This is a genomic window from Rhizobium sp. BT-226 (assembly GCF_025847085.2).
GTDB classification, from domain to species: domain Bacteria; phylum Pseudomonadota; class Alphaproteobacteria; order Rhizobiales; family Rhizobiaceae; genus Rhizobium; species Rhizobium sophorae.
The window spans coordinates 376,886-397,317 of sequence record NZ_JAOYTI010000005.1 but is presented as its reverse complement, the minus strand read 5'-3'; the positions used below and the strand labels follow the sequence as shown (position 1 = coordinate 397,317).

Sequence of the window (20,432 nt, the reverse complement as noted above, 5' to 3'; positions counted from 1 at the left end):
TCCCTGGAGCATGATGCCGAAAAGCGTAGGCGCTCTTCGGCATCATGCTCTAATTCTTTGATTTGGAAGAGGATTCAGATTTCAGGCCGACCGGCCTGAAATCATCCTGCTCCAGCGATTTTCTGAATGTCTCGAGATTGCGGTGCAGGCTCGCCCGCGTCATCAGATGTCCACGATCGATCAGCGCCTGCGCCGACGAATGCAATGCCTTCGCCGCCGCCGGATCGCGGCGCGCCAGGCGTTGAAACAGCCGCGCTATGCCGGCCTCGTTTCCGGCTCCGGGGCCGAAGAGCTGCTGCGCCTTGTCCGCAAGCAGATGCAGCACGAACTGCCCGGTCATCCGGCCATCATTGCCCGACAGGCGGAGCAGACGCGCCATCGCTTCGATCGCGGCGGTCTTCGACAGCTCGGTGTTTGCGGATGCCTCGGGCAAAGCCGGCCCGAAACGATAGGCGCCGCGCCAGAAACAAACAGCTGCAACGACGAGCAGCGTTCCCCAGATGAGGGACAGCGGATAGACGAAAAACCGCTTGAGATCGCTGGCGGAGCGCTCATAGGAGCGGCCCTCGTCGACCGGTTTCTTCCTATCCAGAGGCAGGCCTGCTGTATCCAGATAGACCGGCCGCGTTTCGCCCGCTCTGCGCAACAGCGTAACGAGCGACACGGCAAAGGAGGCGTTGTCGGCGAGAGCCAGTCCATGATTGTTCATCAGGTCCGGATCCGACAGCAGATAGACGTTGGGGTTATCCGTGCAACGCAGGAGCAGCGCCCCCAGCGGCGTGCCGGCTAGCTCCCGGCAGCCGCTCGGCAGGCTCGACCGCTCGAAGGTTTGTGCCTGATAGAGGGCTATCTTGATCGGCTGGCCCGTTTTCAGCTGCGGCTGCGCCGCTTCGAAACCCGTTTTGCTGCGGGCAAAGCCAAAATCGGAATAACCGATCTTGTCGAGTTCGCCGCCGATATCGGCGAGATCGACCAGTGCCGATTTGTCGGCAACCCCCTCCGTCGACACACTGCCGCGCCATTTCGGCAAAACGATCAGCGTCGGCAGCGCATAACGGTTCGACTCCCGAACCGGGCTTTCCGGGCCGGCGTCATCCGCATCCTCGTTTGCCTGGGATACGGCAGCCTCGCCTTGGCGGATCGACAAAGGAATGATGCGCAGCGAGATTTCCGAACGCGCGCGGGCGACATGAGGGTCGGATCGAACGACAGGGATACCCTTGGCCTGCAGCCACAATTCCAACCCCTTGTTGCCAAGCGGCGAGTGGTCGAAATCGCTGCCGCGCGACAGCGCAAAGATCGCCACCGCCACCAGCGCAAGCAACAGCCCCAGAAACAGAAGAGGCCCCGAGTTGTGCATTGAGTTACGCATTGGCCACTCTGCCTGATGACAGCAAGCCGCGCGCGGTCGTCAGCAGGACGCCGAAATGGTTTTCGGCAAGCGTGCGGCCGCCATAGTGAACGAGCTCTACCGCCGTCAGGAAATTTTCCAGGCGTTCGCGCTCGGGCATATCTCGCGGCAGGCGGGCGAAAACCGCACGCTCCGTATCCGAGCGGAAAAGACGCGTTCCCGTAATGTCGGCCGCATGCAGCAGGCAATGCCTGAGCAGCAGGACCAGCGCCTGCCGGCGATCCGCCATGGCGGCGATGCGCTGCAGGAAGTCGCTCGGCTTTTCCTCGGCCTCGGCTGCCGACGTGCGCCAGCTTTCCGGCGCCTCTCCCTGCCGCTTGATGTCGCGTGGAGCAGATGAGAGCAGCACACCGCCATTTCCGAAGCGGATCCACAAGCCGATGACCACGATGAGACCGACAAGCACGGCAGCAACCGCCAGAGGTCCGCTGACGACCGGCTCCCGCGGGATCATCAACGGCCGGCGTTGTGGTGACGATGTTGTCGTATTCGATACCGGTTCGTCTTTTGCAGAAGCGTCGCCATAGACGAGCGTGCAGCGCAATCCATTCTGCTGGCACTGCGCGGCATATTCGGCTCCGGCGGCGCTCCTTTGATGATCGCCGCCCGCAACCTGCTGACTGTCGCTGTCTTGCGCCAGTGCGGGCGGGAACTGAGCCGAGGCGGCGAGCAACAGAACCACCAGCAGGCCGACGTTGCGGATGGTCATGCTCTAGGCGAAGACCTCTGCTCTTATCTCCGGACGCAGGGGATCCGCCCCGAACTTGTTTGGGCCTTCAGTACCCGGAAGCACATCGATAATGAAAATCGCAAGACCCGTGCCGAAACCGACATAGGGAATAAAGCCCAGGATGACCAGCGCAAGATACCACCAACCGGAAATGTTCCGATCATGGAAGCGGCGAACCTGCAGAGCTGTTAGCGGCAAAAGTATCGCGAGGATGAACAATCCGCAAATGACTACAGCGTAACTAGCCGGAGACGCGGCTCCGCCGCCACTGGTAGCGAAGGCGAGCACACCGCCCAGAAACCCAAGTACGACCATCGCCAGAAAATAAAACAGCATGAACCACCAATATTCCGACCGGGAAGCCCTGCCGGAAAAGGTTGCGTATTTCTGCTTCAGCACAGTCCGAACAGCTTCAGTAAACCCCATTTGAAATGCCCCCATTTCTGCTTGCTGCAAGCGCGGTGATCCACGGTCTCCATCGACTTGCTTGATAGTCATCCAGATGAAAACAGCTACAATTCAAACGTAGAAATTGCAATAAGTCGGTTGCATCGGCCCATTATTTTAAGAGCAATGATTAACGCGTTGAGATTTTCACGGGGCTGCGAGGTGGACGTGAAGGTCCTTGACTGCTGGGGAAGAATTCAACCCGTTTAACTTGCCGTTTCTGCCTTATGCGACCGACTGCATGACAAGCGATTGATGGCAGTGGACCCCGGCGAGCACGCCTGAGGCGGAGGCGAGCGTGGCATTGTGCATGGCGCTTGCTGCATCGCCGGCGGCGAAGACACGCTTGACGGTGGTTTCCTTGTTATCGGCGATCCGAAAGATTGGCCCGAAGGGGCCGTCGTCGAAGGCGCAGCCGAGTTGCTCGGCAACCGGGCTCGCCATCGTCGTTTTCGGCGCGACGAAGACGGCATCGAGCGGCACGACGCGGCCATCGGCGAGGCGAACGGCCTCAAGCGTCGGATTGACGCCCAACAATTCGACGATAGGGCTGCGTTCGATCCGGACACCACGAGCCGTCAACTTCACCAATTGCTCTTCATCGGGCTCGAACAGCGCCTGGGTGAAAAAGGTCGTTTCGCCCCAGTCCGGGATCATCATGGCCGAATGGGCCGAATGCGGATGGTTTGCGAGAACGCCGAGCTTGCCGCCGCCGACCCTAAGCCGTGGCAATAGGGGCAATGCAGCGCCGAGCGGCCCCATCGCTCCTTGAGGCCGGGGATTTCAGGCAGCGTGTCGCTGACGCCAGTTGCAAGCACGATGCGGGCGGCTCGTTCTTCACCGCCGTCTTCGGTGCCGACGATGAATGCGTCACCATCTCTGTGCGCCCGGATGACTTTCCCCTCGCGGATGCTGATGGTCGGATAGAGCGAAAGCTGCCGTTTTCCCTCCCGCATGATCGCCGCCGGCGTCTGGCCGTCCTGACCGAGGAAGCCATGCGAGGCTTGAGAAAAGCGATTGCGCGGCGCGCCGGCGTCAACGAGCAGCACGCGCCGCCGCGCTCGGGCCAGCTGCATGGCGGCCGACAGGCCGGCAAAATTTCCGCCGATGACGATGGCTTCGAACGACATGGAACTCTCCTTTGATATAATTCATGACTCAACATAAGTTACATGAGTTGCCGCCGTCAAGTATCATGTTACTTGTCTTGTTACGATCAGCTTGCGATAATGGCCCGCCCGATCGATAGGAAGAGAACCATGCGCAATGACAGCCGCCTTTCACGCATGCTGCACGTGCTGATCCACATGGATAAGCATCAGCATTCGGCGACCTCCGACATGATTGCAAAGATGCTGAACACCAATCCCGTCGTCGTCCGCCGCACCATGGCCGGCCTTCGCGAACAAGGCTACGTCCGCTCCGAAAAAGGCCATGGCGGCGGCTGGACGCTGGTGCGTCCCTTGTCTGACATTACCCTGCTCGACGTCTACCGCGCCATCGGCGAGCCGCATCTCTTCGCCATCGGCCCGGCCGACGACCAGCCGCAATGCCTGGTGGAACAGGCGGTGAATGTCGTCCTCGGCGACGCGATGAAAGAAGCCCAGGCCCTGCTGCTGCGGCGATTGGACAGCGTGACGCTGGACAAAATCGCGGCCGACTTCGAGGCGAAACTGGCCACGCGCCCGGCCACATCCTATTCCTGCGCCTCCTGAGCGGGACGGCCGCGTCTGCTCGCAAGCGCACAAGGTGTGTCGTTTCCGCATCACTTTCCGTCAGGTTGCAAATATCCGCTTGGCAACAGCGAATTGGTTCGGTAGAAAACGCTCACCGCTTTAGATCGAACAAGGGAGGCGTTGCATGACACCAGCATTCATCGAAGCCTTCCGATGCGGCATGTCCCGACGCTAGGTCATTGCCATTCGCGGCCCGCCTCGGGGCGCCACATGCGGTTTTCTCTTCCTTCATAGCCCGATTGATCGACGGGATCATTTCGTCTCCCGCTCGGGCTGTGCCGTCTAACTCTCGATTTTGAGGACCGGTTGCCGAAAGACGGGCCGGGCTGGTTAAAATGACTCGCAAGAAGCTCGATTTCCGCGCCGATGCCTATCGCAACGTGCTCGGCTTTGTCTTTCAACACTGGCGCCATCGGCGTGGTTTGGTGAGCCTTATTGTCGTGCTGGTGATATCAAGCACGCTCGCCGAAGTCATGGTGCCGGTGTTCTCAGGCCGGATCGTCGATGCCATCGCCGGCGGCAATGCGGCTGATGAGGCGCTCAGTGCCTTTGTCGTCGTCGTCGCTCTGGGCATGACCAGCGTGGCGCTGCGCTGGTTCATCTTCAACGGCATTATCCGGCTGACGCTGCGCACCATGGCGGATGTGGTCAATAACGGCTTCCACAAGGTGCAGCGGTTCTCGACCGACTGGCACGCCAACAGCTTCGCCGGTTCGACGGTGCGCAAGATCACCCGCGGCATGTGGGCGCTCGACTCGCTCAACGACCTGCTGCTGGTCGCCCTGCTGCCCTCCATCGTCATGCTGGTCGGCGCCAGTATCGTGCTCGGCAGCTACTGGCCGGTCATGGGCCTGATCGTGGCCGCGGGATCGCTGATTTACATCGGCGTGACCGTGGCGCTTTCCATGGGCTTCGTGTCGCCGGCGGCAAGGCTTGCCAATGCCTGGGACACCAAGCTCGGCGGTGCGCTGGCGGATGCCATCAGCTGCAATGCGGTGGTCAAAGCCTTCGGCGCCGAAAACCGCGAAGAGGCACGTTTGCGCCACGTGCTGGCCAAATGGGACAGCCGCACGCGACGGACATGGAAGCGCGGCACGGCGAGCGGCACGATCCAGGGCTTCATGATGGTTTCCATGCAGGCCGGCATTCTGGGAACGGGCCTGGTCATGTGGCGGCAGGGGCTGGCGACGCCTGGCGACATCACCTTCGTGCTGGCCATGTTCTTCGTTCTGCAAGGCTATCTGCGCAATGTCGGCCAGGACATCCGCAATCTGCAGCGGGCCGTCAACGACATGGAAGAGCTGGTGCTGCTCGACAAGATGCCGCTCGGCATCGAGGACAGGCCGAACGCCACGCCGATCAGGATTGGCGAAGGCGAGATCGTCTTCGATCGCGTCACCTTCCAATATGGCGCTCATCCAACCCCGCTTTATGAGGACTTTTCCGTCACCATCAAGCCGGGTGAGCGCGTGGGGCTTGTGGGGCATTCGGGCTCGGGCAAGACGACTTTCGTCAAGCTGATCCAGCGCCTCCACGACGTGACGTCGGGCTCGATCCGCATCGACGGGCAGGATATTGCGGGGGTCAGGCAATCAAGCCTGCGCGGCCAGATCGCCATCGTGCAGCAGGAGCCCATCCTGTTCCACCGCACGCTGGCTGAGAACATCGCCTATGGCCGGCCGAATGCCTCGCGCCGCGAGATCGAGCAGGCGGCGAAACAGGCGAGCGCCCACGACTTCATCATGGACCTTCCCAAAGGCTATGAGACGATGGTGGGAGAGCGCGGCGTCAAACTGTCGGGCGGCGAGCGGCAGCGTGTCGCCATTGCCCGGGCTTTCCTCGCCGATGCGCCGGTGCTGATCCTTGACGAGGCGACGTCGAGCCTCGACAGCGAGAGCGAAGTTCAGATCCAGCAGGCCATGGAACGCCTGATGAACGGCCGCACCACGCTTGTCATCGCGCACCGGCTGTCGACGGTCAGGGCGCTGGACCGGCTACTGGTCTTCGACAAGGGAAATATTGTCGAAGAAGGCGACCACCAGGCGCTGATCCGGCTTAGCAACGGCATCTATCGCCGGCTGTTCGAACGGCAGGCGCTGGAACTGACCAAGGGTCTGGTGGCGTGAACCGTAATACGCCAGGGCTGATGCTCTGGCGTATCACGTCCTTCGGTAAAGGAAATAACGGCCTTCCTTGATGCCATCCGGCAGCGGTAGTGCTATCAGCTCGGGATGCTCCAGCGGCAGACCGCTGACGGCGATGCCGTTTTGGGCGAGCACGCCGGCGATCAGCTGTGGCAGCCAGGTCAGCGTCACCGCGTCGATCTCGTCATGGCCGGTGCCGATATCGGCATGGGCAAGGGCTGCGCCGATACCGATAAAGGCCTGGCCGGACTCGCGGATATTGCCGGTCACCATGTCTTCTGCCTCTGGTGTCGAAGCCGAATAGGAACGGACTTCCCAGTCGAAGGCGACGATGCGCCGGCCGGGAAAGTTCTCGCGCAGGTGGTCATAGGTGCGGCCGTTGCCGAGGCCGAATTCCAGCACCGGGCCTTCGATTTCGCCCACCAGATCGATGATCGAATTCAAAATGTCGCGTTGGGCCGTCAACCGGCGAATGAAGCTGTCGAGGCGGCTCATCGAAATCCGTATCCGTGATGAAAATCGTGAGCGCGTGCTAACACATGAAACCTTCCCAAGTCGATTGCCGTAAATGGGAATTGGCGTTGCAGTGGCGACATGGGTCTGTGCTAAGCTGGACGATATGAAAACCGTGACTGACGAAGATTTCTTTGCCGCCGTGCCGCTCTTCAGCGAATTCGCGGGCGTGACCGATGCTGCCAACTACCGGCCACTGCCGGACGGTTGGGTGCTGGCGCTGGCCGACATCGTCGGCTCGACGCCGGCGATCGCCGCCGGCCGTTACAAGGACGTCAACATGGCGGGCGCCAGCGTTATATCAGCGGTGTTGAATTCCGTCGGCAAGGGCGATTATCCCTTCGTCTTCGGCGGCGACGGCGCGCTGATTGCGCTTCCGGGTTCGCTGGAGAAACAGGCGCGCGACGCCCTTGCCGCCGTGCAGATCTGGGTCGACGAGGATTTGGGCCTGACGCTGCGCATCGCCATCGTGCCGGTCGCCGATACCCGCGCCGAGGGCCTCGACGTCCGCGTCGCGCGTTACTCCGCAAGCCCCCACGTCACCTATGCGATGTTCTGGGGCGGCGGCACCAGCTGGGCCGAAAAACAGATGAAGCTCGGCCGGTACGGCGTTGCCCGCGCGGCCCCGGGAACGCGCCCCGATCTCAACGGCCTTTCCTGCCGCTGGAGCCCGATCGACGCCAGGCACGGCGAGATAGTCTCGATCATCGCGGTTCCCGGCGAAGGCCGGCCGGGGCAGGAATTCCGGGACCTTGTCAACGGCATCGTCGCCATCACCACCGAGCAGAACCGGGACAGCCACCCGGTGCCGGCGGATGGCCCGAACCTTGCCTTCTCGCTGCACGGCATCAACCGCGAGGCCAAGGCCACCGCGCCGGCTGGCCGGCGATTGCGGCAGAAGCTCATCATCTTCCTGCAGCTCGCCATCACGGTCGTGTGCTACAAGCTCGGCATTCCACTCGGCCGCTTCGACGCCCGCCGCTACAAGCGCGACGTCGCCGGCAATTCCGATTTCCGCAAGTTCGATGACGGGCTGAAGATGACAATCGACGTCGACGCCGAACATCTGAAGCGGATCGAGACGCTACTGGAAGCGGCGCGGGCCAAGGGCATCGCCCGCTATGGCCTGCATCGGCAGGCCTCGGCGCTGATGACCTGCTTCGTGCCGACGCCGATCTCGCGCGACCACATGCATTTCATCGACGGTGCATCAGGCGGTTATGCCGTGGCTGCGAGCCGGATGACCGGCAAATCGCTTTCGACAGCGCCGCAGGTCATTTGAGACGCGCAGCGACGGCAAACCCGCCGCTTTGACGGCGGCCGGCTGATCTCATCTTGGTTCATGCAACGATTTATCGGGAACGGCAACGACCGGTGCGTGTGGTTTCCTTGTCGCCGTCATCGTAGGCAATGCCGATCTTCTCGCCGCCAAGCGAGGTGATCTTGCCTGCATACCAATCGCCGGCGCCCTTGTAGTTGCACTCCACCTTCATCCCGATGACCCAGTTGTAAGGGCGCACGTCGCTCAAAGGAACAGTTTCCTTATCGCCGTCATCAAATCGGATGGTGACCTTCCCGCCGGAGGTGTTGTCGATAACGCCAGGGAACCAATAACCGGCCCCCTTGTAGTTTCCGAGAACCCAGTCGCCCTTCGTCTGCGCAGATGCAACAGAAGCGCCGGAGCACATAACACCGATGGCGATAGCCGCAGCAACAAAACTGTTCAAGATATTCCTCCCTCGGAACTAGTCCAATCCGCCCCGAAATGGTTGTGGCGAGCTCGGAATGCTTAAAGTGTAGGGATGAAGTCTGCATTAACGAAAGAAATCTGCGCGGATTAGCTGTATAATTCCTTAAATCGATTTCGATTATAGACGCGTCCCGCCATGCTTGATGACGTGATCGGCCGAGAGGCCGAGGCGGTTGAAGACGTTGCGTGTGTCGATGATCTCGATCACCAGCAATCCGCCAGACGCTATTTTTCGTAATGAAATCGGCACTGGATGATTTCCAACTGCTGGTTGGAGCCCTTGCCTGTGACGCAGTACACGAGTCGATGCTCTCCAAGGATGCGCCTTGACCAGAATCCGGAGAGGTCGCCCTTCAGCGGCTCCGGCTTTCCAAGACCTTTAAAGGGTGACCTTTTTGCATCCTTGAGCAGTTCGTTGATTTTTTCGACCATCTTCTGGTCGGTCTTCTGCCAGTATTCGTATTCTTCCCAGGAATTCGGGGTCCATAGCAGCTTCATGTCAGAGAGTTGGATCGCTCTCAATCACCTGGCCCTTGCGAAGCTGTCCGATACTTTCCCGCAGCCGGGCAGAATTGGCAGGCGTCGAGAGCAGGTGCAGCGTCTCTTGCATACTCTCGTATTCGCTTTCGGCAATGAGGACCATTGCTTCCGAACCTTGACGGGTCACGAGCAAAGGAGCCCGAGAAGACAGGACTTGATCGAAATAGGTTGCAATGTTCTGCCGGAACTCCGTCAAACGAACATGTGCCATCGAGCATCCTTTCCTGGCCACCAATGTACGTATATATGTACATATTTCTTCAAGAGTCAAATAGGCGGTCGTGTTTCCGTCACGCCTTGATGACGTGATCGGCCGAAAGGCCGAGCCGGTTGAAGACGTTGCGCGTGTCGATGATCAGCGCGGCGCTTTTTGCGAGCGTAGCATAATCCACCCTGTCGTGATCGGTCGCGACCAGCACCGCATCGTAGCCGGCAATGGTATCAGACGTCAGCGTCACCGATTTGCGGCCCTTCAGCGCCTGGTATTCGCGCGTCGGCGGGATCTCGGCGACGAAGGGATCATGATAATCTGCGTGTCCGCCACGCTCCTCAATGATCTCTATCAGCCGCAGCGACGGGCTCTCGCGGATATCGGCGACGTTCTTCTTGTAGGCGAGCCCGAGCACCAGCACCCTGCTGCGGCTCAATGCCTTGCCGGCACGGATGTCGAGGGCTTCGGCGAGCTTGCCGACGACATAACGCGGCATTGCCGAATTGATCTCGCCGGCAAGCTCGATGAAGCGGGTCGGCAGCTCGTATTCGCGCGATTTCCAGGTGAGATAGAAGGGATCGATCGGGATACAATGGCCGCCGAGGCCGGGGCCGGGATAGAAGGGCATGTAGCCGAAGGGCTTGGTCTTGGCCGCGTCGATGACCTCCCAGACGTCGATGCCCATGGCCGCATAGACGGTCTTCAGCTCGTTGACGAGGGCGATATTGACCGAGCGGAAGATGTTTTCGGTAAGCTTCACGGCCTCGGCCGTCGCATTCGAAGAGACGGGAACGACCGAAGATACCGCCGCACCGTAGAAGGCCTTCATCAGCCCCAGCGCCTCAGGCCCGTCGCCGGCGACGACCTTCGGGATCGTGGCAGTATGATAATGCTGGTTGCCGGGATCCTCGCGTTCCGGCGAGAAGCCGACGAAGAAGTCCGATCCGGATTTCAACCCGGTGCCTTCGAGAATGACCTTCACCACATCGTCAGTCGTGCCGGGATAGGTGGTCGATTCCAGCACGACGAGCTGACCGGGGCGCAGGTGCTGGGCGATCGAGCGCGACGTCGCCTCGACGAAGGAAAGATCGGGATCGCGATGTTTGGTGAGCGGCGTCGGTACGCAGATGATGATGACGTCGCAGGCGGCAAGACCGGCGAAGTCGGTCGTCGCCTGGAAGCGTCCCGCATCGATCTCGGCGGCCAGCGCCGCGTCGCTGACGGCGTCGATATAAGAGCGGCGGGCATCGAGCGCCACCATCTTCCCGGGATCGATGTCGAAGCCGGTGACCGCAAAGCCGCTGCGCGCCACCGCCATCGCCAGCGGCAGGCCGACATAGCCGAGGCCGATGATGCCGGCGCGAGCCGTACGGGTTTCGATCTTCTGCAAAAGCGTATCGAAGGAGGAGCTGGCCAAGGCGGGATCTTTCAAACGGGGAAGAGAAGGCTGATCTAATGCATGATCCAGGCAAATTAAACCCGGACGCCGATCTTCCTCTTATCGCCGGCGATGCTGCTGTCTTGTTCGCGCCCGTGACTGCCCCTCACTTGGCTGCCGCCACCCCCAGTCGGGTCGGTGCCCCTAGGGCGGACGATGGGCTGACCAAGCCCGCGTAAAAATCGCAGCGGCGCTCGTATTCCTGGCTGGCCTTGCTCCAGAACTCACCTCACCCTCCGTCTTCCTCGGGCTTGACCCGAGGATCCACGCCGGCCTCCATCAAAAACGGGCATGGATCCCAGGCTCATCAAGGCCTGGGATGACGGAGCGTGGGGGCCTGTTTTTGCCAAACTCACCGTTGGCGCAGCGGATGATGCGTCACACCTCCTGGCGCCGATCTGCTAACAGGACAGCACCCTTAGCCGGGTGTGGCGGAAATGACTCAGGCCGTGCCCTTCGCTGCAACTTGAGCGCACAAAAAAATCCCGATCCCATTGTTTCGCATTTGCAGCATCCCTATTTTGACTTTTGATAATGAACCACCGAGAAAGGACTTCCCGTCCGATCCCCCAGCCGGGGAGATGAGGGGCGCCGCTGCCGGGCTCTCGGCAGATCGTTGACAAATAATACCGCTCGTACATCCTGATTTCCTTGTGACCTGCGCATGACAATGTGCCGGCCGAGGGACTTTTTCTCTTGGGGATGGCGTGCCTTATGAGGATCATACCGAGAATGAGCACGATCGAATCCAGCGTGTCCTCCATCCTGTTGGACCGGGTCGCTGAATGGCTGACGAACTCCTCGCTGGCCGGAGACGAGCTTGAAAACATCGTCCGCGGTTTCTGCGAAAGGCTCACCGCTGCGGGCCTGCCGCTCGCGCGCGTGCATCTTTCTTTTTCGATGCTGCATCCGCTCTACGATGCGCTCAGCTTCACCTGGCGGCGCGCCAGCGGCGTCACCATCGAGGGCTTCCGCATGCCCGCCGGGCAAAAGCCGGACCGCTTCCTGCAGAGCCCGTATTATTACCTGCTCGACAACAATCTGCAGCATATCCGCCGCCGGCTGATGCAGGAAGGGCCGAACGAATTCCCGATTTTCGAGGACCTGCGCAAGGACAGCATCACCGATTACCTCGCCTTCGTGCAGCCCTTCGGCGACGGCTCGGTGCAGGGCATGATGGGTTCCTGGTCGACGGACCATAACACCGGCTTTTCCGACGACATGATCGACGCGCTGCTCAGGATGCAGAACCATCTGGCGGTCGCCGCCAAGATGGCGGTGCTCGGCAAGCTCGCCAACAACATGCTGACCACCTATCTCGGCGGCGACGCCGGCAAGCGGGTGCTGAACGGCCAGATCCGCCGCGGCGATGGTGAGACGATCCGCGCGGCCCTCGTCATGGGCGACATGCGCGAATCCACCATGTATGCCGAAAAGGAAGGCCGACAGGCCTATATCGACACGCTGAACCAGTTCTTCGACGCGATCGCCGCCCCGTTTAACCGTAATGGCGGCGAGATCCTGAGTTTCCTCGGCGACGGCTTCCTCGCCGTCTATCCCTGTGGACGTCACAAGGACCCATCGAAAATTGCCTGCGAGGCGGCTCTTTCGGCCGTCCATCAGGCGCAGGCGCGGGTCGCCGAGCTCAACAGGGACCGCGAGCAGAAGGGCCTGACCAGGGTCGGCTACGGCATCGGCCTGCATGTCGGCAACGTCATGTTCGGCAATGTCGGCCTCAAGGACCGCCTGACCTTTTCGGCCTTCGGCTCGGCGGTCAACGAGGTGCAACGTCTGCAGATCCTCACCAAGAAATACGGACGCGAGGTCGTCGCCAGCCAGGCTTTCGCCGGCTATTGCGGCGGCGAATGGACGACGCTCGGCGAAGAGAAGCTGCGCGGCATCCGCCAGAAGGTGACCGTGCTGCAGCCGCGCGCGCCGGCGCCGGCGATCAACGTCGACGAGAGCTTCCGCGAGGCCGTGCAGAACGGACTTTCAGAAGCCGAGCAGGTCATTCTCCTGCATCGCGACGCCAAGAATCAGGTCAAGCGCACCAGCATGGAGAAATTCATCCAGTAAGAGCTTACAACCCCCGTCATAATCTGCGCGTCTCGCCCGGGGAACTTCGGCGGGACGTGGGGGTTTTTCTATGATTGTCATCAACTGGACACCCCGTTTGCGGTACGATAGTGTGCCTTAACGGGAACATAGAAGACTGGGGAATTTCATTGGTATGGCGTCTGCAGCGGATCTGTTGCGTATTGAAAATCTCGACGTCTCCTTCTCGGTTTTCGGTGACCGGCTACGCGTCGTAAAGCAAGCCAATCTTCGCATTCTTCCGGGCAAGGTCACCGCTCTCGTTGGTGAATCCGGCTCGGGAAAATCGGTGATCAGCCAGTCGATCATGGGCATCCTGCCCAATCCGGCCAAGGCCTCGGGCAGCATCCTTTTCACCGATCCGCTCGACGGCAGCACGACCGACATCCTGTCCTTTCCGCGCGACAGCGAGGAAATGCGCGACTTGCGCGGCCGCCGCATGGCGACGATCTTCCAGGAGCCGATGACCTCGCTCTCGCCGCTGCATACGATCGGCAATCAGATCAGCGAAGTGCTGCTGATCCATACCGAAGCCGACAAGCAGGAAGCCCGTGAAAAGACCGAGGAGATGCTTGGCCTTGTCGGCTTCTCCAATCCACATCGCACCTACGACATGTATCCGTTCGAACTGTCCGGCGGCATGCGCCAGCGCGCGATGATCGCCATGGCGCTGATCTGCAAGCCGGCACTGTTGATCGCCGACGAGCCGACGACGGCGCTCGACGTGACGATCCAGGCGCAGATCCTGGAACTGCTCCGCGAGCTGCAGGCCAAGCTCGGCATGGCGATGCTGTTGATCACCCACGATCTCGGCATCGTCGCCAACATGGCCGACGAGGTGGTCGTCATCTATCACGGCGAGATCATGGAAGCCGGGCCGGTCGAGGATATCTTCCGCAATCCGCAGCACCCCTATCTCAAGGGCCTGATGGCCGCCGTTCCGCATTTCGACATGAAACCCGGCGAGCGGCTGAAAGCGCTGCGCGATGTAACGGTCAATCTCGAGTCCCTGGTCGGCAAGAAAAAGCCGCTCCAGGCGGAGGCGCCCGGCATCCTGCTGTCCGTCGCCAATCTCTCAAAGACCTACAAGACGCGCAAGCGCAGTTTCTTCGGAAAGCACGAAGCCACCATCTTGCGCGCCGTCGACGACGTCAGCTTCGACATCCGCCGCGGCGAATGTCTCGGCCTGGTGGGCGAGTCCGGCTGCGGCAAGACAACGCTCAGCAAGATCCTGATGCGCGCCATCACGCCGGACAGCGGCGCGGTGGTGTTCAACGACGGCAAGGAGGTCGTCGACGTCCTCTCCGTCAAAGGCTCAGAATTGCAGGACATGCGGACCAAGATCCAGATGGTGTTCCAGGATCCGGTCTCCTCGCTCTCGCCGCGCATGACGGTGCGCAACATCCTGAGCGAACCTCTCGAGATCCATGACCGCGGCGACAGTGACGAGCGCAAGCGCAAGGTCGAAGGCCTGATGGCGGCAATCGGCCTCGACAAGCGTTATCTCAGCCGTTACCCGCACAGTTTTTCGGGCGGCCAGCGCCAGCGCATCGGTATCGCGCGGGCGCTCGCGCTCGGCCCGAAGCTCGTCATCCTCGACGAGCCGGTGTCGGCGCTTGACGTCTCCGTGCAGGCACAGATCCTCAACCTGTTGAAGGATCTGCAGAAGGAACTGGGGCTGACCTATCTGTTCATTTCGCACAATCTCGCCGTCGTCGACTATATGGCCGACCGCATCGCGGTGATGTGCAAGGGCCGCATCGTCGAGATTGCGCCGCGCGAGATCATCCTGCGCGATCCGGTGCACCCCTATACGAAATCGCTGCTCGCCGCCGTCCCCTTCCCCGATCTCGACCGGCCGCTCGATTTCAAGGCGCTCAGGGAAAACGGCGCCGCCGACAAGCAGAACTGGGGGGCGACCTTCACCGCCGAGCATGACGACGCTTCCGAACTTGCCTATGCCGACCTCGGCGACGGTCATCTGGTGCGCGCCCGCAAAGGCGCCGATGCCAAGGAGTTGCGCTGATGGTGACGCGTCGCACGTTTCTCGGCGGCCTCGTCGGCGCGGCGATCGCGCCCGCGGTGCTTCGCGCCGGACAGGTCGGCGAGCCGGAATTCCTGAAGGAGCGGCTGACATCAGGCAGCTTGCCGCCGATGGCCGAACGCATTCCCGTCCGCCCACGCATCGTCAATCTGAAGGAGATGGGGCTCGAACCCGGGGCCTACGGCGGCACGGTGCGCACCATCATCGGCAGCCAGCGCGACATCCGTTTCATGACGATCTACGGCTATGCCCGCCTCGTCGGTTACGACAAGCACCTGCAGTTCCAGCCGGATATCCTGGCCGGTTTCCAGTCCGAGGACGACACGGTCTTCACCTTCACGCTGCGCGAGGGCCATAAATGGTCCGACGGCCAGCCGTTCACGGCCGACGATTTCCGTTACTGGTGGGAAGACGTCATCCTGAACGACAAGCTGACACCGGGCGGCGGCGCGCTCGAGCTTCGCCCGCACGGCAGCCTGCCGCGCTTCGAGGTGCTCGATCCGCTGACGGTGCGCTACACCTGGGAAAAACCCAACCCGATGTTCCTGCCGACGCTGGCGGGGCCTCTGCCGCTCGTCATCTGCGGCCCCGGTCATTATCTCAAGCAGTTCCACAAGAAATTCCAGCCGGACCAGGCGAAGATGGACGAGCTGATGAAGACCTATCGCGTCAAGAAATGGCAGGATCTGCACATCAAGATGGCACGCTCCTACCGTCCGGAAAATCCGAACCTGCCGACGCTCGATCCCTGGCGCAATACGACGGCGCTGCCGTCCGAGCAGTTCGTCTTCGAGCGCAACCCGTTCTTCCATCGCGTCGACGAGACCGGCAGGCAGCTCCCCTATCTCGACCGTTTCATCCTCAACGTCTCCTCCTCGTCGATCATCGCCGCCAAGGCGGGAGCCGGCGAAGCCGACCTGCAGGCGACCGGCATCGATTTCAACGACTACACATTCCTGAAGGAGGCCGAGAAGCGCTTCCCGGTGAAGGTCGACCTCTGGAAGCTGGCGCGCGGCTCGCGCATCACGCTGCTGCCCAACCTCAACTGCGCCGACGAGGTGTGGCGCGGCCTCTTCCGCGATGTGCGACTGCGCCGGGCGCTGTCGCTGGCAATCGACCGGCACGAGATCAACATGGTCGCCTTCTACGGCCTCGGCACCCCGAGCGCCGATACCGTCCTGCCCGACAGCCCGCTCTTCAAGCAGGAATATGCCGATGCCTATGTGAAGTTCGATGCCGACGAGGCCAATCGCCTGCTCGACGAACTCGGCCTGAGCAAGCGCGGCGACGACGGCATCCGGCGGCTGCCGGACGGGCGGCGCGCCGAGATCACCGTCGAGACCGCCGGCGAGAGCAATCTCGACACCGACGTGCTGGAACTGGTGCACGACCACTGGGCCAATATCGGCCTGGCGCTCTATACGCGCACCTCGCAGCGCGACGTCTTCCGCAACCGCGCCATGAGCGGCTCGATCATGATGTCGATCTGGTACGGCCTCGACAATGGCGTGCCGACGGCCGACATGTCGCCCGCCGGACTTGCGCCGACGCTCGACGATCAGCTGCAATGGCCGCTCTGGGGCATGCACTACCTCTCGGCCGGCCAGGAGGGCGTCGCACCCGACCTGCCGGAGGCAGCCGAACTGGTCGACCTGCTCAGCCAATGGGGGACGGCGGCGAAATTCGAAGAGCGCCAGGTGATCTGGCACAAGATGCTGTCGCTCTATACGCAGCAGGTATTCTCGATCGGCCTCATCAACAGCACGCCGCAGCCGATCCTTCGCGCCGCCAAGCTGCAGAACCTGCCGGCGAGAGCGCTCTACGGCTTCGACCCCACCTCCTATCTCGGCGTCTATATGCCGGATGCATTCTGGTACAAGGAGGCCTGAGGCGTGCTCAGATACATCCTCTGGCGCATCGCCGCCATGGTGCCGACGCTCTTCGTCATTTCGGCGCTGGTCTTCACCATCATCGAGCTGCCGCCGGGCGACTTCTTCGAGAGCCAGATCGCCGAGCTGCGTGCCTCCGGCGAGACCGCCAATCTCCAGGAAATCGAGGAGATGCGCCAGCAATACGGCTTCGACAAGCCGGAGATCGTGCGCTATTTCTACTGGGTCGGCGGCATGCTGCACGGCGATTTCGGCTATTCCTTCGAATACCAGCTGCCGGTCTCCGATGTGGTCGGCGAGCGGCTCTGGCTGACGATCCTCGTCTCCTTCACGACGATCCTGCTCACCTGGCTGATCGCCTTTCCGATCGGCATCTACTCGGCCACGCATCAGTACAGCTGGGGTGATTACGGGCTGACCTTCCTCGGCCTGATGGGCATCGCCATTCCGAATTTCATGCTGGCGCTGATCCTGATGTATTTCGCCAATATCTGGTTCGGCGTTTCGATCGGCCATCTGATGGACCAGCAATATATCTCGGCGCCGATGAGCTGGGAGAAGGCACGATCGATCCTCTCTCACCTCTGGATCCCGGTCATCATCGTCGGCACGGCGGGAACGGCCGGCATGATTCGGCGGCTGCGCGCCAACCTGCTCGACGAGATGCAGAAGCAGTATGTCGTCACCGCGCGCGCCAAGGGCCTGCCACCGCTGAAGGCCCTGGTCAAATATCCGCTGCGCATGGCGCTCAACTTCTTCGTCGCCGATATCGGCTCGATCCTGCCGTCGATCATCTCCGGCGCCGAGATCGTCGCCATCGTGCTGTCGCTCGAGACGACCGGGCCGATGCTCATCAAGGCGCTGCAGAGCCAGGACATGTATCTCGCCGGTTCCTTCCTGATGTTCCTGGCCTTCCTCAATGTCATCGGCGTGTTGATCTCCGACATCGCGCTCGGCTTCCTCGATCCCCGCATCCGTCTGCAAGGCAGGAGCACCAAATAATGTCGCCCCTTCCCGCACCCGGCGCGCCGCTTCCGCACTACGTCTCCACAGCTCCTTTCGATCCGCTTGCGACCGAATCGATGACGGCGGCGCAATCGCGCATCCATCTCGCCTCGCAGAAAAAGCTGATGTGGTGGAAGTTCAAGCAGCACAGGCTCGCCTTGATCTCCGGCATCTTTCTCGCCGTCGTCTACCTGATGATCCTGATCGTCGAGTTCCTGGCGCCCTACGGCCTGCACACCCGCAATGTCGATTTCATCCATGCGCCGCCGCAGCGCGTCCACTTCTTCGACAAGGGCAGCTTCGTCGGTCCCTTCGTCTACGGCCGCAGCATGGCGCTCGATCTCGACACGCTGCACCGCGTCTATACCGACAGGCCGAACGACGTGCAGCCGATCCGTTTCTTCTGCCGCGGCGATGCCTACAAATTCTGGGGCCTCGTCGCTTCGAACTATCATCTCGTTTGCCCGGCGATCGGCGGGCAGATGTTCCTGCTCGGCACCGACCGGCTCGGCCGCGACGTGCTCTCGCGCATCCTCTACGGGGCGCGGATATCGCTGACGATCGGTCTGATCGGCATTTCGATCAGCTTCGTGCTCGGCATCGTCATCGGCGGCCTTGCCGGTTATCGGGGCGGCGTTTTCGATCTCATCGTCCAGCGCCTGATCGAAGTGCTGCAATCGCTGCCGAGCCTGCCGCTGTGGATGGCGCTGGCCGCCATCATGCCGGTGACGTGGAGCCCGATCGTCATCTATTTCGGAATCACCGTCATCCTCGGCATCATCGACTGGACGGGGCTGGCGCGTGCCGTGCGCTCCAAACTCCTGGCGCTGCGGGAGGAGGATTATGTCCAAGCCGCGCAGCTGATGGGCGCCAGCACACCGCGCATCATCGGCCGGCATCTTGTGCCGGGCTTCATGTCGCATCTCATTGCTTCGGCGACGATTTCGATCCCCGGTATGATCCTTGGAGAGACCGCGCTCTCCTTCCTCGGCCTCGGCCTTCGTCCGCCGATCACCAGCTGGGGCATTCTGCTGACCGAGGCAAAAAGCGTCAGCGTCATCGCCTTCTATCCATGGCTGCTCTATCCGATCATTCCTGTTGTTCTTGTCATTTTGGCGTTCAACTTTCTGGGAGATGGCTTGCGTGATGCGGCAGATCCCTACAAATAGCAGGAAACGCGGCGGCGCATCACGGCACCGCCCCCGCCTCTTGGCCTCCGGACGGTGGGGGTACTAAATATGTTGCTGACCCCAGAAGGGATGCCCATGTCCAGACGTCTCGAAGATGCGCGCATCCTCATGTACAGCCATGATACTTTCGGTCTCGGCCACCTGCGCCGCTGTCGCGCCATCGCCCATGCGCTGGTCGAGGATTATCGCGGCCTCAATATTCTAATCATTTCGGGTGCCACGATCGCCGGCGCCTTCGACTACCGCGCCCGTGTCGACTTCGTGAAGATCCCGAGCGTCATCAAGCTCCGCAACGGCGAATATACCTCGCTCGCCAGCCATATTGACCTGCACGAGACGCTGAAGATGCGCGAATCGAGCATTCGCCACACGGCCGAGACCTTCCAGCCCGATATCTTCATCGTCGACAAGGAACCGATGGGACTGAAAGGCGAAGTCGAGGATACGCTCGCCTATCTCAAGGCCCGCGGCACCGTCCTGGTGCTCGGCCTGCGCGAGATCATGGACGCGCCGCATCTGCTCGAGGCCGAGTGGAAGAAGAACGGTATCATGCAGAAGATCGACCAATATTACGACAGCGTCTGGGTCTACGGTCCGCCGGATTTCTACGATCCGCTGATCGGCCTCGACGTGCCGGCCAGCCTGCGCCGGAAGATGGATTTCGTCGGCTTCCTGCAGCGCAGCGTCTCCAAGGGCAAGACCTCGATCAACGCCCGCAAGGATAATTACATCCTCGTCACCACAGGTGGCGGCGGCGACGGCTCCGATCTCGTCCACGACGTCATGAACGCCTACGAGGCCGACCCGACGCTGACGCAGAAGGCGCTCGTCGTGCTTGGGCCCTATATGCCGGCTGCCGAGCGGGCCAAGCTAGTGCAGAAGGGGGAAGCCATCCCCTATATCGAGGTGATCGAGTTCGACAACCACATGGAAGAGCTGATCGACGGTGCCACCGGCGTCGTTGCCATGGGCGGCTACAACACCTATTGCGAGATCCTCTCCTTCGACAAGCCGGCCCTCATCGTGCCGCGCGTCAAGCCACGCGAGGAACAACTGCTGCGCGCCCAGCGGGCAAGCGCGCTCGGCCTCGTCGACATGCTGCTGCCGGATCAGTCGGTCGACCCCACAATCATGGCCGAGGCGCTGAAGCGCCTGCCGTCCCGCCTGCCGCCGTCGAAGAGCGGCAGCAATATGCATCTCGAAGGGCTGGACCACATCTCACAGACCGTCGGCCGATGGATCGACGGCCGCGGCAGCCACCTCTCCCTCGTCGGCGCGGAATAGGGCACA

General features: G+C 61.5%; 17 protein-coding genes and 1 pseudogene. 9 read left to right on the top strand and 9 right to left on the bottom strand.

The annotated features are described in order from the left end of the window. Nucleotides 1-49: 49 nt before the first annotated feature. The 4 genes and pseudogenes from OIU37_RS28870 to OIU37_RS28855 all read right to left on the bottom strand — a co-directional run bounded on the left by OIU37_RS28870 (nucleotide 50) and on the right by OIU37_RS28855 (nucleotide 3,718). The gene (locus OIU37_RS28870; protein ID WP_180696981.1) at nucleotides 50-1,360 is read right to left on the bottom strand and encodes a hypothetical protein; all 1,311 of its coding nucleotides are present in this window, start codon (nucleotides 1,358-1,360) and stop codon (nucleotides 50-52) included. 4 nt (nucleotides 1,361-1,364) lie between these two features. After that, nucleotides 1,365-2,120: a hypothetical protein gene (locus OIU37_RS28865; protein WP_180696882.1), complete on the bottom strand. Its 756-nt coding sequence runs from the start codon at nucleotides 2,118-2,120 to the stop codon at nucleotides 1,365-1,367. A 3-nt stretch (nucleotides 2,121-2,123) separates the two neighbouring features. Next, a complete protein-coding gene (locus tag OIU37_RS28860) occupies nucleotides 2,124-2,567 on the bottom strand; it encodes a DUF805 domain-containing protein (RefSeq protein WP_264259430.1) in 444 nt (147 codons plus the stop codon). A gap of 246 nt (nucleotides 2,568-2,813) precedes the next feature. Beyond that, nucleotides 2,814-3,718 (bottom strand): annotated as a pseudogene (locus OIU37_RS28855) (NAD(P)/FAD-dependent oxidoreductase). A 129-nt stretch (nucleotides 3,719-3,847) separates the two neighbouring features. On the opposite strand from OIU37_RS28855, the gene OIU37_RS28850 reads away from it, so the two are divergent. Both OIU37_RS28850 and OIU37_RS28845 read left to right on the top strand, forming a co-directional pair. Continuing rightward, on the top strand, nucleotides 3,848-4,303 hold the full coding sequence (locus tag OIU37_RS28850) for an Rrf2 family transcriptional regulator (protein WP_264259392.1): 456 nt from the start codon (nucleotides 3,848-3,850) through the stop codon (nucleotides 4,301-4,303). Nucleotides 4,304-4,659: 356 nt separating this feature from the next. Beyond that, nucleotides 4,660-6,450 (top strand): ABC transporter ATP-binding protein, encoded by a 1,791-nt coding sequence (locus OIU37_RS28845; RefSeq protein ID WP_264259391.1) that lies wholly within the window; start codon nucleotides 4,660-4,662, stop codon nucleotides 6,448-6,450. A gap of 33 nt (nucleotides 6,451-6,483) precedes the next feature. Here OIU37_RS28845 and OIU37_RS28840 read toward each other — a convergent pair whose 3' ends face one another. After that, entirely contained in the window at nucleotides 6,484-6,963 is a 480-nt protein-coding gene (locus tag OIU37_RS28840) for a class I SAM-dependent methyltransferase (protein ID WP_264259390.1), read from the bottom strand. A gap of 73 nt (nucleotides 6,964-7,036) precedes the next feature. On the opposite strand from OIU37_RS28840, the gene OIU37_RS28835 reads away from it, so the two are divergent. Next, a complete protein-coding gene (locus OIU37_RS28835; RefSeq protein ID WP_171605002.1) occupies nucleotides 7,037-8,263 on the top strand; it encodes a DUF3095 domain-containing protein in 1,227 nt (408 codons plus the stop codon). A 70-nt stretch (nucleotides 8,264-8,333) separates the two neighbouring features. Here OIU37_RS28835 and OIU37_RS28830 read toward each other — a convergent pair whose 3' ends face one another. From OIU37_RS28830 to OIU37_RS28815, 4 genes are all read right to left on the bottom strand, one after another. Beyond that, the gene (locus OIU37_RS28830) at nucleotides 8,334-8,708 is read right to left on the bottom strand and encodes a tudor domain-containing protein (RefSeq protein WP_264259389.1); all 375 of its coding nucleotides are present in this window, start codon (nucleotides 8,706-8,708) and stop codon (nucleotides 8,334-8,336) included. A 248-nt stretch (nucleotides 8,709-8,956) separates the two neighbouring features. After that, nucleotides 8,957-9,229 carry a Txe/YoeB family addiction module toxin gene (locus OIU37_RS28825; RefSeq protein ID WP_182208429.1) on the bottom strand — a complete coding sequence of 91 codons (273 nt, stop codon included), beginning with the start codon at nucleotides 9,227-9,229 and terminating at the stop codon, nucleotides 8,957-8,959. A 1-nt stretch (nucleotide 9,230) separates the two neighbouring features. Then, complete coding sequence (locus OIU37_RS28820) at nucleotides 9,231-9,482, bottom strand: type II toxin-antitoxin system Phd/YefM family antitoxin (RefSeq protein ID WP_182208428.1); 252 nt, start codon at nucleotides 9,480-9,482, stop codon at nucleotides 9,231-9,233. A gap of 79 nt (nucleotides 9,483-9,561) precedes the next feature. Beyond that, nucleotides 9,562-10,899: a nucleotide sugar dehydrogenase gene (locus OIU37_RS28815; protein WP_264259388.1), complete on the bottom strand. Its 1,338-nt coding sequence runs from the start codon at nucleotides 10,897-10,899 to the stop codon at nucleotides 9,562-9,564. Nucleotides 10,900-11,652: 753 nt separating this feature from the next. Here OIU37_RS28815 and OIU37_RS28810 point away from each other — a divergent pair. The 6 genes from OIU37_RS28810 to OIU37_RS28785 all read left to right on the top strand — a co-directional run bounded on the left by OIU37_RS28810 (nucleotide 11,653) and on the right by OIU37_RS28785 (nucleotide 20,426). Next, on the top strand, nucleotides 11,653-12,996 hold the full coding sequence (locus OIU37_RS28810) for an adenylate/guanylate cyclase domain-containing protein (RefSeq protein WP_129419344.1): 1,344 nt from the start codon (nucleotides 11,653-11,655) through the stop codon (nucleotides 12,994-12,996). Between the two features lie 154 nt (nucleotides 12,997-13,150). After that, nucleotides 13,151-15,040 carry an ABC transporter ATP-binding protein gene (locus OIU37_RS28805; protein ID WP_180696877.1) on the top strand — a complete coding sequence of 630 codons (1,890 nt, stop codon included), beginning with the start codon at nucleotides 13,151-13,153 and terminating at the stop codon, nucleotides 15,038-15,040. Next, entirely contained in the window at nucleotides 15,040-16,947 is a 1,908-nt protein-coding gene (locus tag OIU37_RS28800; protein ID WP_264259387.1) for an ABC transporter substrate-binding protein, read from the top strand. The genes OIU37_RS28805 and OIU37_RS28800 overlap by 1 nt, the downstream gene beginning before the upstream one ends. Before the next feature lie 3 nt (nucleotides 16,948-16,950). Then, nucleotides 16,951-17,949 carry an ABC transporter permease gene (locus OIU37_RS28795; RefSeq protein WP_028755865.1) on the top strand — a complete coding sequence of 333 codons (999 nt, stop codon included), beginning with the start codon at nucleotides 16,951-16,953 and terminating at the stop codon, nucleotides 17,947-17,949. Beyond that, nucleotides 17,949-19,121 carry an ABC transporter permease gene (locus OIU37_RS28790; protein ID WP_171604995.1) on the top strand — a complete coding sequence of 391 codons (1,173 nt, stop codon included), beginning with the start codon at nucleotides 17,949-17,951 and terminating at the stop codon, nucleotides 19,119-19,121. Before OIU37_RS28795 ends, OIU37_RS28790 begins: the two co-directional genes overlap by 1 nt. Nucleotides 19,122-19,217: 96 nt before the next feature. Continuing rightward, nucleotides 19,218-20,426, top strand: coding sequence for a glycosyltransferase family protein (locus OIU37_RS28785; RefSeq protein ID WP_171604994.1), 1,209 nt, complete (start codon nucleotides 19,218-19,220; stop codon nucleotides 20,424-20,426). Nucleotides 20,427-20,432 lie beyond the last annotated feature (6 nt).

Bases quoted from the DNA above. Each gene is read 5' to 3' on its own strand.
- OIU37_RS28870 (WP_180696981.1), bottom strand. From the start codon at position 1,360: ATGCACAACTCGGGGCCTCTTCTGTTTCTGGGGCTGTTGCTTGCGCTG.
- OIU37_RS28865 (WP_180696882.1), bottom strand. From the start codon at position 2,120: ATGACCATCCGCAACGTCGGCCTGCTGGTGGTTCTGTTGCTCGCCGCC.
- OIU37_RS28860 (WP_264259430.1), bottom strand. From the start codon at position 2,567: ATGGGGTTTACTGAAGCTGTTCGGACTGTGCTGAAGCAGAAATACGCA.
- OIU37_RS28850 (WP_264259392.1), top strand. From the start codon at position 3,848: ATGCGCAATGACAGCCGCCTTTCACGCATGCTGCACGTGCTGATCCAC.
- OIU37_RS28845 (WP_264259391.1), top strand. From the start codon at position 4,660: ATGACTCGCAAGAAGCTCGATTTCCGCGCCGATGCCTATCGCAACGTG.
- OIU37_RS28840 (WP_264259390.1), bottom strand. From the start codon at position 6,963: ATGAGCCGCCTCGACAGCTTCATTCGCCGGTTGACGGCCCAACGCGAC.
- OIU37_RS28835 (WP_171605002.1), top strand. From the start codon at position 7,037: ATGGGAATTGGCGTTGCAGTGGCGACATGGGTCTGTGCTAAGCTGGAC.
- OIU37_RS28825 (WP_182208429.1), bottom strand. From the start codon at position 9,229: ATGAAGCTGCTATGGACCCCGAATTCCTGGGAAGAATACGAATACTGG.
- OIU37_RS28820 (WP_182208428.1), bottom strand. From the start codon at position 9,482: ATGGCACATGTTCGTTTGACGGAGTTCCGGCAGAACATTGCAACCTAT.
- OIU37_RS28810 (WP_129419344.1), top strand. From the start codon at position 11,653: ATGAGCACGATCGAATCCAGCGTGTCCTCCATCCTGTTGGACCGGGTC.
- OIU37_RS28805 (WP_180696877.1), top strand. From the start codon at position 13,151: ATGGCGTCTGCAGCGGATCTGTTGCGTATTGAAAATCTCGACGTCTCC.
- OIU37_RS28800 (WP_264259387.1), top strand. From the start codon at position 15,040: ATGGTGACGCGTCGCACGTTTCTCGGCGGCCTCGTCGGCGCGGCGATC.
- OIU37_RS28790 (WP_171604995.1), top strand. From the start codon at position 17,949: ATGTCGCCCCTTCCCGCACCCGGCGCGCCGCTTCCGCACTACGTCTCC.
- OIU37_RS28785 (WP_171604994.1), top strand. From the start codon at position 19,218: ATGTCCAGACGTCTCGAAGATGCGCGCATCCTCATGTACAGCCATGAT.